The organism is Aeromonas sp. S13(2024), assembly GCF_041402405.1.
GTDB classification, from domain to species: Bacteria; Pseudomonadota; Gammaproteobacteria; order Enterobacterales; family Aeromonadaceae; genus Aeromonas; species Aeromonas veronii.
The window spans coordinates 21,167-33,940 of sequence record NZ_JBGLRA010000013.1; the positions used below are offsets into that span (position 1 = coordinate 21,167).

Below are 12,774 nucleotides of genomic sequence, written 5' to 3' on the forward strand. Positions count from 1 at the left end.
GGCCCCACCATGGCAGACATGATGGGGCCGCAACAGGGATCAGCGCTGGCAGGCCGGCTGATTCAGAGGTAAGGATTCAGGCCTGCCCGTCGCTCAGGCCTGGGCCTTGAGTTCTTCGCCGCTCTCGTCAGTTGCGACAGCCTCTTCAGGCTGTGCCTGGGCAGCCTGCAGCGCTTCCAGCTCGCTCTGATAATCGCTCAGGATCTGCTGGGCAAGCGCCATATCTCCCTTGTGTTTGCGCTCGAACAGATGGTGCTGCACCACGCCGTTGAGATACTCCACTGTAATGGGCTGCTCCAGGGTGGCCATCAGCTCCTCTTTCTCCAGCTCGGCATTGATTTCATCGGCGGTCGTGCGCAGCAGCCCGGCCAATTGAACCAACATGCGGCGCTCACCTTCGCGCAGCAGGCTCAACATGCGGTTTCTCTGCTGCTCATTCTGTTGGGTCATACATTTCCTTACGTCAATTGGGAACAAGCCCGCTCATTCTGCCCTGTCCCCATGACAGCGTCTATCTCATGCCCCCCACAAATTTTTGGCGCTGGCTCACAAATGGCTACAGATGCTATTTGAAGCGGCTCTGGGGTATAGTAGCCGCTGATTTTCGGGCGCTTTTTTCACCTTCATCCGCAGACAGGGATGAAACGGCAAGGGCGCCTGCCCGGTTTACCCCAATGAGGTGAAGATCCGCTTTATGACCGACGCCATTGTGGTGCTCTGCACCTGCCCAGATCAAACCAGTGCCGACCTTCTCTGCGAACAGCTGCTGAACCAGCAGCTGGCCGCCTGCATCAATCAACTGCCGGGCGTCACCTCCGTCTATCGTTGGCAAGGCAAGGTGGAGCGCGCCACCGAGATCCAGCTCATCATCAAATCCCGCCAATCGCGCTTTGCCGAGCTACAGGCATGTATTCAAGCCAATCACCCTTATGAGGTTCCCGAGCTGCTGGCCCTGCCGGTGAGTGCCGGACTACCCGCCTATCTGGACTGGCTCAATGGGGAGACCTCATGACATTCAACCGCTTGCTCTCTCCCCTGCTGCTGCTCTGTGCCCTGCTGATGACAGCGGTGGGCAGCGCCCCAGCCCACGCCAGCGGCACCGATCTGCTCAGCTCGCTGGGCATTGAGGCCAATGCCAAACCCAAATTTTTGCAGGTCGATGAGGCCTTTCAGATCGAGAGCGAACAGCGTGGCGATCAGCTGCTGCTGACCCTCCACATCGCCGACGATTACTACCTCTATCGCCACAGCCTGCGCTTCAAGGGGAACAACCTCACCTTCAGCGAGCCGACCCTGCCGGAAGGCACCGAGCACGAGGATGACTTCTTCGGCAAGACCCGGGTCTACTACCAGCAGGTGAGCATCGCGGTGCCGCTCAAAGAAGTGGGCGACGGCGCTACCCTGCGGGTGCGCTATCAGGGCTGCACCGACGGCCTCTGCTACCCGCCGACCGACAAACTGATCGACGTGACCCCGCTGGTCACGGCAACCACAGCGTCCACTGCTGATACGGCACAAAGCGTCGCACCGGTTAGCCAGCAGGATCAGCTGGCCGCCGCCCTCGGCCATCAGGGATTCTGGCTCAGCATCGTCGCCTTCTTCGCGCTGGGGCTGGGGCTCGCCTTCACCCCCTGCGTCTTCCCCATGTACCCAATCCTGACCGGCATCATCGCCGGTGCCGGCCATCGCCTCTCCACCGGTCGCGCCTTCCTGCTCTCCTTTGTCTATGTGCAGGGGATGGCTGTCACCTACACCCTGCTCGGACTGGTAGTGGCCTCGGCGGGTCTGAAATTCCAGGCGGCGCTGCAACATCCCTATGTGCTGATCGCCCTCTCGGTGATGTTCGTGCTGCTGGCCCTCTCCATGTTCGGACTCTATACGCTGCAACTGCCGAGCAGTTTGCAAACCCGTCTCTCCGGCCTATCCAACCGCCAGCAGGGGGGCTCGGTAGTCGGGGTTGCCATCATGGGGATGATCTCTGGGCTGGTCTGCTCCCCCTGCACCACGGCGCCGCTCTCGGGGGCGCTGATCTACGTGGCCCAGAGCGGCGATCTCTGGCTCGGCGGGGCGGCGCTCTATGCGCTGTCACTGGGGATGGGGCTACCGCTGCTGCTGCTCGGCACCTCGGGTGGCAAGCTGCTGCCCAAAGCAGGCGCCTGGATGGATGTGATCAAGCAGCTGTTTGGCTTTGCCCTGCTGGCGGTGCCGATCCTGCTGCTGTCACGGCTCTGGAGCGATCAGATTGCCACTCTCGCCTGGCTCGGCTGGGGGCTGCTGCTGTGCGGCTATCTCTATCACCACAACCAGCACCAGCCCCACTCGGTGGCCAAGAGCGTACGCGGCTTCGTGCTGTTGCTGGCGATGATCAGCGCCGTGGTAGTGGGCAAGGATCTGCTGCAACCGGCCACCCCTGCTGCCATCACGGCGGATGCCGGTCAAACGGAGCCGCAGTTTATCCGCATCAAGACGCTGGATGATCTCAAGGTGCAGCTGGCCGCCGCCCGCGGCAAGCCGGTGCTGCTTGACCTCTACGCCGACTGGTGCGTCGCCTGCAAGGAGTTCGAGCACAAGACCTTCAGCGACCCGGCGGTGAGGGCGCGCTTCGGCCAGATGGTGCTGCTGCAGGCGGATGTCACCGCCAACGACGATGCCGATATCGAGCTGCTCAATACCCTCAATGTGCTGGGCCTGCCGACCCTGATCTTCTTCGACCGCGAGGGCAAGGAGCTGACAGGGCAGCGGGTCACCGGTTTTATGGGGCCTATCCCCTTTGCCAAACATCTCGAGATGGTAAGTGATGCACACTGAGTTGCGTCGCCTGCAGACAAGCGATGCACCTGCCTTGCAGCGGCTGTTCGAGCAGGCCCCCTCCTATCAGGCGGCGGTGAGCAATGACCCTCTCTCTGCACAAGCAGGAGAAGAGGAACTTGTCGCCTGCCCATCCGGCCTGCCTCTCTCCGACAAACATCTCATCGGCCGCTGGGAGCAGGGAGAACTCACCGCTGTCATTGATCTGCTGCGCGGCTATCCCAATCCAGACACCGCCTATCTGGGTCTGTTACTGGTGGGGGAACCCTGGCAAGGGAGTGGCCGTGGTCAGTCGCTCTATCTTCACGCCTGCACGCTGGCAAGCTCATGGGGGGCTACCCGGCTTCGCCTGTCAGTGATTGCCAGCAATGAGAGTGCTCTATCCTTCTGGCTGCGCAGAGGGTTCACCGAGTGCTATCGCCGCAAGCTGGCTGGTTATCGGGCCGAGGCCATCGTGCTGGAACGTTCACTGGAACCGTGAGCCGAGGTTTGCCGCCGCGCATTCGCGTGGCACAATCGCCCCTCTCGTTTTGCACTTGTCCGGAGTTTTGATGAAAAAGTGGTTCATCCCCCTGCTAGCCCTCTGGCTTTATGGCTGCAGTGCAGGGCCCGGTGAAGAGGATATCCGCCAGCAGGTCACCGCCAAGCTGCTGGCCGAAACAGACGCCAACCTGTTCGATATCAGCGACTTCACCATCCTCGGCAAGGAGGAGCGGATGGAGGGGGTCTATCTGGTCAAGGTGAGTTACCAGCTCCACTTCAAGCAGGGGCTCGATCAGTTGCAGGTGTTGCACGACGAGGACCTGGTCTACGACCGGGTTGGCCCCTTCCAGCAGGAGATGGGGCTGATGGAGCTCGAGCGAAAATATGGCGAGTTCGAGGCGGGCCAGGTGCTGCCACAAGAGGCCGAGGTGTGGATGATGAAGGACGAACAGGGATGGCGGCTGGCGGAACCGGCCCAATAAAGGGCTGCCCACCCCTTACGCACTGCAACGACTGGACTGCCGTTGCCAACCAGCTCAAACCTGGGTATCGACCCGATACCCTTTTCGCTCGGCGGTTTCGCTCGGCAACTTGCTGGCCAACCCTGACAGCACCTCCTTGAGGGTGACCCCTCTCTCTGCCGCACCACTGCTCTCCAGCAGCTTGGTCAGCTGGTTCTGCAAGGGGTTCAACGCTTCGCTTTCGGCTCCTTGCTCGCTCTCTTTTCCCTGTCCGCCCTGCTGATCCAGCGTCTCCAGCAGGCGCTCCAGATCCCGTTTGAGCGGGTTTTCGCTGCTGTCGGCGATGGCGAGTTTGCGCTGTTCCTGCTCTTGCCGCTGTTGTTGCTGCAATGCCAGCTGTTGCTCCTGCTGCTGTTGCAGGGAGCCCATCATGGTGTTGATGAACGCTTCCAGCGAATCTCTGATTGAGATGCTGCTCCCGCTGCTATCCTCCCCTTTCGGCGACAACCCCAGCTCATCCAGCACGGCGCCAAGATCGCGTACCATCCGGCTGTCGCTGCCCGTTGATGGCGACGATGCGGCCCTCTCCGGTGCCTGCACGGCGGGAGAACCCTGCCGTTGCGACAGCGGGCTGAGCCCGCCTGACGCGACTACATTTATCTCCATCTTGGCCCTCCTCTCCCCGCCCTCTGGCCATTTTCGGCAAATATTCCGGCAATCTGACAACCCCTTGCCCCTTGGCAGATAACCGCTCTCACACCTAAAAGATAGCGCCAATCGGACGAGATTGGCGCGAATGCATCTTTTGGTCTATCGGGCGGAACGATAGTGCTAACCCGCTATAAACAAGGGCTGGCAAGGGGGCTTAGTTCAGCCATCACTGCACAGGCTGACAATGGGGGTCAGAAGATATCCTTCATCCGGTGCCACAGCATACCCAGTGCCAGCAGCGGGGAGCGCAACGCCGGGCCGCCGGGGAAGGTGATATGGGGCACGCTGGCAAAGAGATCGAAACCCCGGCTTTCGCCGCGGATCGCCTCGGCCACCAGCTTGCCCGCCATATGGGTAGCGTTGAGGCCGTGACCCGAGTAGGCCTGGGCGTAGAACACGTTGGGGTGTTCCTTGAGACGGCCAATCTGCGGCAGCCGGTTGGCGCCAATCCCGATCATGCCGCCCCACTGAAACTCGATGGCAGTGCCAGCCAGCTCGGGGAAGACTCGCAGCAGCTTGGGCAACATAAAGGCCTTGATATCCTTCGGATCTCGCCCCGAATAGTTGCAGGCTCCGCCAAACAGCAGGCGACCATCGGCGGAGAGGCGGTAGTAGTCTAGCGCCACGTTCTGATCGCACACCGCCATGTTTTGCGGCAGCAAGCGCTGGCGCAAGCGGCGATCCAGCACTTCGGTGGCGAGGATATAGGAGCCGGCCGGTAGCACCCGCCCTCCCAGCTCCGGATTGAGGTCGTTGAGATAGGCGTTGCAGCCGATCACCAGATAGTCGGCAGTAACCCGGCCGTGGGCGGTGGTCACCTCTACCTGCTTGCCGTACTCGATATGGGTCACCCGGGAATGTTCAAACAGGGAGACCCCGAGGCTGGCGGCGGCGCGCGCCTCGCCGAGCGCCAGATTGAGGGGATGGAGATGGCCGGAGCCCATGTCGATAAGACCGCCGATATAGCGATCAGACCCCACCACGCTATGGATATCCTCGCGCGGTACCAGCTTGAGTTCGTGCTCATAGCCGAGGCTCGCCAGATGGTCTAGATCCTCTTCAAAGCCAGCCAGATGGCGCTGGCGGGTGGCCAGATCGCAGTAGCCCCAGGTGAGATCGCAGTCGATATTGAAGCGCTCGACCCGCTCGCGCACCAGCTGCACCGCCTCCAGCCCCATCAGGTCGAGCTCGCGGACCCCCTCCTCACCAATCCAGCGGGCGAACTGGCTGGTGTCATGGCCGATACCGCGAATAAGCTGGCCGCCGTTGCGCCCGGAAGCCCCCCAGCCGATACGGTTGGCCTCCAGCAAGGCGACCTTGTAACCGGCATCAGCCAGGTTGATGGCGGTATTGAGGCCGGTAAAACCGCCGCCGATGATGCAGACGTCAGCCTTGTGCTCCCCCTCCAGTTCGGGCCACTGTTGCGAGTCGTTGCGGGTGGCCGCGTAGTAGGAGGCGACGTGCTCCTGATATCCGTTGTGCTTTCCTGCCTGCATACTCAGCATCCTGCCTTGGTTGCAAATTGTTTAATAAAATAAGCAAAGTTATTTCGATAATACCCAGTTCCTCCTCCACTCACCAACCGGTGCGGATCACAGAAATGCAAAAGGCGCCCCGAAGGGCGCCTTTTCATGCAATCAAGGTGCGGTAACGAATTACAGTACGTCGATGGCGTTCAGGTCGGAGAATGCTTTCTCCAGACGAGCGATCATGGAAGTCTGACCTTCACGCAGCCATACGCGCGGATCGTAGTACTTCTTGTTCGGCTTGTCGGCGCCTTCCGGGTTGCCCAGCTGGCCTTGCAGGTAAGCTTCGTTCTTCTTGTAGAAGTTCAGCAGACCTTCCCAGGTTGCCCACTGGGTGTCGGTGTCGATGTTCATCTTCACTACGCCGTAGGAGATGGACTCGCGGATCTCTTCCAGAGTGGAACCTGAACCACCGTGGAATACGAAGTCCAGAGACTTGGCTGGAACGCCAAACTTCTCGGAAACGTACTTCTGGGAAGCGTCCAGGATGGACGGGGTCAGCTTGACGTTACCCGGCTTGTATACACCGTGTACGTTGCCGAAGGAGGCAGCGATGGTGAAACGCGGGCTGATCTTGGACAGACGCTCGTAAGCGTAAGCAACATCTTCCGGCTGGGTGTACAGAGCGGACTGATCCATGTGGCTGTTGTCGACGCCGTCTTCTTCGCCACCGGTGCAACCCAGTTCCAGCTCCAGAGTCATGTTCATCTTGGCCATGCGGGTCAGGTACTCGCAGCAGATGTCGATGTTCTCTTCCAGAGACTCTTCGGACAGATCCAGCATGTGGGAGGAGAACAGCGGCTTGCCGGTTTCAGCAAAGTGCTTCTCGCCCGCTTCCAGCAGACCGTCGATCCACGGCAGCAGCTTCTTGGCAGCGTGGTCGGTGTGCAGGATTACCGGCACGCCGTAGGCTTCGGCAACAGCGTGAACGTGCTTGGCACCAGAGATGGCACCCAGGATGGCAGCTTTCTGACCTTCCAGCTTCAGACCCTTACCGGCGGTGAACACGGCACCACCGTTGGAGAACTGAACGATAACCGGCGCTTTAACCTTGGCGGCAGCTTCCAGTACGGCGTTAACGGAGTCGGTACCAACGCAGTTTACGGCCGGCAGAGCAAAGCCGTTCTCTTTAGCGATGGCGAACACTTTCTGAACGTCATCACCAGTGATCACGCCGGGTTTTACGAAGTCGAAAATTTTCTTAGACATGTTTAATCGTCCTGTCTCGTATGCCGTTAATAAAAAATGGGGGTTCATCATGAACCGGCACAGCGGGCACATGATAAACGAAACGGGAGGCTTTTGCCCCCCGTTCCGGGTCAATTAGGCTTTGGCGCGCTGTTCCAGAATCGCAACAGCCGGCAGTACCTTACCTTCTACGAACTCCAGGAAGGCGCCGCCGCCAGTGGAGATGTAGGAGACTTTGTCAGCGATGCCGAACTTGTCGATAGCAGCCAGGGTGTCACCACCGCCAGCGATGGAGAAGGCCGGAGAAGCAGCGATGGCTTCAGCGATAACCTTGGTGCCTTCAGCAAACTGGTCGAACTCGAATACACCAACCGGGCCGTTCCACAGGATGGTCTTGGCGTTCATGATGATGTCAGCCAGGGCCTTGGCAGAATCCGGGCCGATGTCGAAGATCATGTCGCCGTCGGTCACGTCAGAGACGGACTTGATGGTCGCCGGAGTGGACTCGGAGAACTCGGCACCTACAACCACGTCGGTGGTCACAGGAATGTTGGTCTCGGCAGCCAGTTTCTTGGCGGTGTCGATCAGGTCGTGCTCGCACAGGGACTTGCCGACGTTGTGACCGGCAGCAGCGATGAAGGTGTTGGCGATGCCACCACCGACAACCAGCTGGTCAGCGATCTTGGAGAGGGACTCCAGAACGGTCAGCTTGGTGGAGACCTTGGAGCCGCCAACGATGGCAACCATCGGGCGCTCGGGCTTCAGCATGGCTTTGCCCAGCGCTTCCAGTTCACCCGCCAGCAGCGGACCGGCACAGGCGACCGGAGCGAACTGTGCAACACCGTAGGTGGAACCTTCGGCGCGGTGAGCAGTACCGAACGCATCCATTACAAAGACGTCACACAGGGCGGCGTATTTTTTGGCCAGCTCTTCGGTGTTCTTCTTCTCGCCTTTGTTGAAGCGGCAGTTTTCCAGTACAACCAGCTCACCGGCAGCGACTTCTACGCCATCCAGGTAATCCTTGGCCAGGCGAACCGGGCAGGACAGAGCGTCTTTCAGATAGTTGACAACCGGAGCCAGGGAGAATTCTTCGTTGTATTCACCCTCGGTCGGACGACCCAGGTGGGAGGTGATCATCAGCTTGGCGCCCTTTTCCAGAGCCAGCTTGATGGTCGGCAGAGTCGCAACGATACGTGCATCGGAGGTGACCTTGCCGTCTTTTACCGGTACGTTCAGGTCAGCACGGATCAGAACGCGTTTACCCGCCAGATCCAGGTCAGTCATCTTGATAACAGACATATTCAGTCCTCTATATTTTCCAGGTAATGTTAAAAACAGTAACCTTTCGCCCGGGGCAGGCTCAGCCTGCGGCCATCATGGCCCGGGTGGTATCCAGCATCCGGTTTGCGAAGCCCCATTCGTTATCGCACCACATCAACATCTTGACGAGGTTGGCATCGCTCACCCGGGTCTGGGTACCATCAATGATGCAGGAGTGTGCATCATGATTGAAGTCTACGGAGACCAGAGGTTCTTCCGTGTAATCCAGAATACCGTGTAATGTACCTCTGGATGCCCGTTGCAGGGCTTGATTTACGTCAGTAACTGTCACTTTTTTACGAACAGTAATACTGAGATCCATCGCTGTTACATTGATGGTCGGCACCCGCACCGCGATCGCCTCAAACTTGCCGGCGAAGTGGGGCAGGATACGCTCCAGCCCCTTTGCCAGCTTGGTATCCACCGGAATGATGGACTGACTGGCAGCGCGGGTTCGGCGCAAGTCACTGTGGTAGGCATCGATGACTTGCTGATCATGCATGGCCGAATGAATTGTCGTAATAGTACCACAATTTATCTCGAATTCTCGATGCAATGTTTCAATCACCGGCACCACGCAGTTGGTGGTACAGGAGGCGTTGGAGACGATCCGCTCCGCTCCGGTGAGGGTATGATGGTTGACCCCGTAGACCACGGTGGCATCCACATCCGCATCCGCCGGGTGGGAGAAGAGCACCTTGCCCGCCCCCGCCGCCAGATGCAGCTCGGCATCGGCCCGCGAGCCAAACACCCCGGTGCAATCGAGCACCACATCGACCCCCAGCGCCCGCCACGGCAGCTTTGACGGATCCCGCTCGGCAAACAGAGAGATAAGATCCTCCCCCACCAGCATGCTGTTGCCCGCCAGTTGCACCGGATGGTGGAACCGACCGTGACTGGTATCGTAACGGGTCAGGTGCACCATGGCCTCGGGGGCCGCCAGCTCGTTGATGGCGACGATCTTGATGGTCTTGTCGCGCCCGCTTTCATAGAGGGCTCGCAACACGTTGCGACCGATCCGCCCGTAACCATTGATGGCAATCTTGATCATCGAGAATCCGTTTCCTTGAACCAGCAACAGGGCGGCGCACCGGCCGCCCGGGAGCCCCGGCTACGACAGCAGGGCCTCCTTGAATTCACCGCGGGCCAGCAGTGCGGCCCCGAATACCCCGGCACTGTCACCAAGGGCAGGAGCAATAATGGGGGCTCTGAAGCGGGGATTAAAGAGGAAGGGCAAAATTGTCTGCCGTCCGGCGCTGTAAAGGCTCTGCACATTGCCCACCCCACCACCGATGACGATCACATCTGGGTCGAGAATATTGACCACATTGGCCAGCGCCTGACCAAACAGCAGGTGCAGCCGGTCGATGGTGAGCTTGGCCACATGATCGTGAGCCGTGGCGGCCGCGATTTGGGCAAGCGAGAGGTGGCGCTTGGCCTTGGCCTCGTACCAGGCCTCCAGCGCCGGACCGCTGATCAGGGTCTCGACGCAGCCACACTTGCCGCAGTAGCACTCAGGGCCATCAGGGGAAAGCACGTTGTGGCCCCACTCACCGGCGATGCCGTGGTGACCGTTGAGGATCTGGCCGTTGATGACGATGCCGGAGCCGACCCCGGTGCCCATGATGATGCCGAACACCACTTTCGCATCGGGATGGTGCTGGCGCACTGCACCGAGATGGGTTTCTGCCAGCGCAAAGCAGTTGGCGTCGTTGGCGATCAGCACCGGCACGCCCAGCTTGCGCTCCAGATCCTCCTTGAACGGCTTGCCGTTGAGCTCGGTGGTATTGCAGTTCTTCATCAGGCCGGTCTGCGGATCACGCGCCCCCGGCGTGCCCATACCGATGACGGTCGGGCGCTGGCCAATCTTCTCGGCACACTCAGCTACCAGCTTGGCGATCTGGCCGATCATATGGTCATAACCGCCGGCCCGCTCGGTGGGGATGCGGTGGCGCAGCAGCACCTCGTCGCCATCCAGCACCACGCATTCACACTTGGTACCGCCAAGATCGATACCCCAATCCAGTGACTTGCTGCTCATCTTGCCTCCTGCACGGGCGCCACGCTCTCGTCATCGCGGCGCCATTTTTTAATGTAAAACGGGGCCTGACGGCCCCGGATTTCAAACACACTCTTCTTCTCTCGCCCCAGCCTTAGCGACTGTGATACTGGGCAGAGAGCTCGTGCACCGCGTCGACGAACACACCGGCGTGCTCCGGGTTCACATCCTGATGGATGCCGTGGCCGAGGTTGAATACGTGGCCATTACCGTGACCGAAACCGGCCAGAATGGAGGCTACCTCTTCACGGATGCGAGCCGGCGTGGCGTAGAGCATGGAGGGATCCATGTTGCCCTGCAGCGCCACCTTGTCGCCGACCCGGCGCTTGGCGTCGGCAATGTCGGTGGTCCAGTCCAGACCCAGCGCATCGCAACCGGTGGCGGCGATCTGCTCCAGCCACTGACCGCCGTTCTTGGTGAACAGGGTGACCGGCACGCGGCGACTGTCGTGCTCGCGGATCAGGCCATCGACAATCTTGTGCATGTACTGCAGGGAGAAGTCGCGGTAATCGCGCGGGGTGAGCACGCCGCCCCAGGTGTCGAACACCATGACCGCCTGCGCACCCGCCTTGATCTGGGCGTTGAGATAGCTAATCACGCTGTCGGCCAACTTGTCGAGCAGCAGGTGCAGGGTTTGCGGCTCTGCGTACATCATCTGCTTGATCTTGGTAAATGCCTTGGAGCTGCCCCCCTCCACCATGTAGGTGGCCAGGGTCCAGGGGCTGCCGGAGAAGCCGATGAGCGGCACTTCACCCTTCAGCTCACGGCGGATGGTGCGCACTGCGTTCATCACGTAGCCCAGCTCATCTTCCGGATCCGGAATGGGCAGCGCCTGCACATCGGCCATGGAGGTGATCGGACGCTCGAAGCGCGGGCCTTCACCCTGCTCGAAGTAGAGACCCAGCCCCATGGCATCGGGCACGGTGAGGATGTCGGAGAAGAGGATGGCGGCATCGAGCGGGTAGCGGCGCAGCGGCTGCAGGGTGACTTCACAGGCTAGCTCGGCATTGCGGCACAGGGACATGAAATCCCCCGCCTGGGCGCGAGTCGCCTTGTATTCCGGCAGATAACGGCCAGCCTGGCGCATCATCCATACCGGGGTCATATCCACGTCCTGACGCAGCAGGGCGCGCAGGTATCGATCGTTCTTCAGCTCTTTCATCCCAGTTCCTGAGTTCGTATCACGCATAAAATGGCGGCCATAATACCACTTTGCCCACCGGATCGGACTGCCCAAAACGTGGCAAATGGACGCGCGGTTGCAAAGATGTGAAGGGGCGCAAACCTGACCGCCCCGCTTGTAACAAGAAGTACAAAAGGATTGGCGAAAAGATAAGCGCCTCGTTACCCCTCGCCCGCCAGTGACAACTCGATCAGCCGCCGGGCAATGGTGCCGTGGGGCGGCAAACGCGGCAGCCGGTCGGCGACAAAGAAAGCGGCGGCAACCAGTTCGTCATCCTGCACCATTATCTCGCCGCTCTCGTAGTCGGCGGTAAAGCCCATCATCAGGCTGTGGGGGAATGGCCAGGGCTGGCTCGCCACATAGCGCACATTGCGCACCCGGATGCCGCTCTCCTCAAACACCTCCCGTGCCACGCACTGCTCAAGGTCCTCTCCCGCCTCCACAAAGCCGGCCAGCACGGTATACATAGGATCGTCCGCCTGATAGTGACGGCGATGGGCCGCCAGCAGGATCTCCGCCCCCTTGCGCACCGCCACGATAATGCAGGGTGAAATGCGCGGATAGGCCGTGTGGCCGTGGTGGCACACCTGCGCCCACTCCCCCGCCTTCGGGGTCATGGGGGCGCCGCACTCACCACAGAAACGGTGGGTGCGGCGGAAGGTAACGAGCTGCCAGGCACGGCCCGCGAGACGAAACCCCTCTTCATCCCCCGCCACCATCAACTGGCGCAGGGGGCTCATAGCGCTCGTGTCAGCCTCATCACCCAGATCGAGCAGATAGCAGGGCAGCCCCTGCCACTCGTCAAAACGCTCGAAATGGGCGTCAGCCAGCGCTGTGGGCAGGCACGCTTTACTTCCTTGTGGCACCTCTCCCTGCTGATCGAGCAGTACCAGATGATCGCCCCCCAGCACGAACCAGCAGGCTTGTTCGGTTAATGACATCGGATAAACACTCTCGTTAAGTCAGATTAAACAACGCCACGGTCACAGCAGGCTGCAGCAGGGGCAAAATAGCGCGAATGGGCCCCATCTTACG

Annotated in this window: 13 protein-coding genes; 4 read left to right on the plus strand and 9 right to left on the minus strand. The window is 60.3% G+C overall.

From position 1 onward, the window contains the following. Nucleotides 1-93: 93 nt before the first annotated feature. Nucleotides 94-450: a hypothetical protein gene (locus tag ACB042_RS16055; protein WP_144713773.1), complete on the minus strand. Its 357-nt coding sequence runs from the start codon at nt 448-450 to the stop codon at nt 94-96. Nucleotides 451-694: 244 nt separating this feature from the next. Here ACB042_RS16055 and cutA point away from each other — a divergent pair, with 244 nt between their 5' ends. From cutA to ACB042_RS16075, 4 genes are all read left to right on the plus strand, one after another. Continuing rightward, nucleotides 695-1,012 (plus strand): divalent-cation tolerance protein CutA, encoded by a 318-nt coding sequence (gene cutA, locus ACB042_RS16060; protein WP_144713771.1) that lies wholly within the window; start codon nt 695-697, stop codon nt 1,010-1,012. Then, nucleotides 1,009-2,808, plus strand: a complete 1,800-nt coding sequence (locus tag ACB042_RS16065) for a protein-disulfide reductase DsbD (protein WP_335833024.1) — start codon at nt 1,009-1,011, stop codon at nt 2,806-2,808. Before cutA ends, ACB042_RS16065 begins: the two co-directional genes overlap by 4 nt. Next, the gene (locus ACB042_RS16070; RefSeq protein WP_139461853.1) at nt 2,798-3,289 is read left to right on the plus strand and encodes an N-acetyltransferase; all 492 of its coding nucleotides are present in this window, start codon (nt 2,798-2,800) and stop codon (nt 3,287-3,289) included. Before ACB042_RS16065 ends, ACB042_RS16070 begins: the two co-directional genes overlap by 11 nt. A gap of 70 nt (nt 3,290-3,359) precedes the next feature. After that, nucleotides 3,360-3,773 (plus strand): hypothetical protein, encoded by a 414-nt coding sequence (locus tag ACB042_RS16075; protein ID WP_042080037.1) that lies wholly within the window; start codon nt 3,360-3,362, stop codon nt 3,771-3,773. A gap of 54 nt (nt 3,774-3,827) precedes the next feature. Here the strand turns inward: ACB042_RS16075 and ACB042_RS16080 are convergent, their stop codons facing one another. The 8 genes from ACB042_RS16080 to nudC form a co-directional block, all read right to left on the minus strand. After that, nucleotides 3,828-4,418, minus strand: a complete 591-nt coding sequence (locus ACB042_RS16080) for a hypothetical protein (protein ID WP_139461852.1) — start codon at nt 4,416-4,418, stop codon at nt 3,828-3,830. A gap of 236 nt (nt 4,419-4,654) precedes the next feature. Then, nucleotides 4,655-5,959, minus strand: a complete 1,305-nt coding sequence (locus ACB042_RS16085) for an FAD-binding oxidoreductase (protein WP_139461851.1) — start codon at nt 5,957-5,959, stop codon at nt 4,655-4,657. 159 nt (nt 5,960-6,118) lie between these two features. After that, nucleotides 6,119-7,198: a class II fructose-bisphosphate aldolase gene (gene fbaA / locus ACB042_RS16090; RefSeq protein WP_005340963.1), complete on the minus strand. Its 1,080-nt coding sequence runs from the start codon at nt 7,196-7,198 to the stop codon at nt 6,119-6,121. Between the two features lie 114 nt (nt 7,199-7,312). After that, nucleotides 7,313-8,476 carry a phosphoglycerate kinase gene (locus tag ACB042_RS16095; RefSeq protein WP_005335436.1) on the minus strand — a complete coding sequence of 388 codons (1,164 nt, stop codon included), beginning with the start codon at nt 8,474-8,476 and terminating at the stop codon, nt 7,313-7,315. A gap of 61 nt (nt 8,477-8,537) precedes the next feature. Then, nucleotides 8,538-9,548 carry an erythrose-4-phosphate dehydrogenase gene (gene epd / locus ACB042_RS16100; RefSeq protein WP_005335438.1) on the minus strand — a complete coding sequence of 337 codons (1,011 nt, stop codon included), beginning with the start codon at nt 9,546-9,548 and terminating at the stop codon, nt 8,538-8,540. A 60-nt stretch (nt 9,549-9,608) separates the two neighbouring features. Then, entirely contained in the window at nt 9,609-10,538 is a 930-nt protein-coding gene (locus ACB042_RS16105) for an ROK family protein (protein ID WP_371178717.1), read from the minus strand. A gap of 112 nt (nt 10,539-10,650) precedes the next feature. Next, nucleotides 10,651-11,718: a uroporphyrinogen decarboxylase gene (gene hemE, locus ACB042_RS16110; RefSeq protein ID WP_371178718.1), complete on the minus strand. Its 1,068-nt coding sequence runs from the start codon at nt 11,716-11,718 to the stop codon at nt 10,651-10,653. Nucleotides 11,719-11,900: 182 nt separating this feature from the next. Then, nucleotides 11,901-12,680, minus strand: a complete 780-nt coding sequence (nudC, locus tag ACB042_RS16115) for an NAD(+) diphosphatase (RefSeq protein WP_227342008.1) — start codon at nt 12,678-12,680, stop codon at nt 11,901-11,903. Between the last annotated feature and the right edge of the window lie 94 nt (nt 12,681-12,774).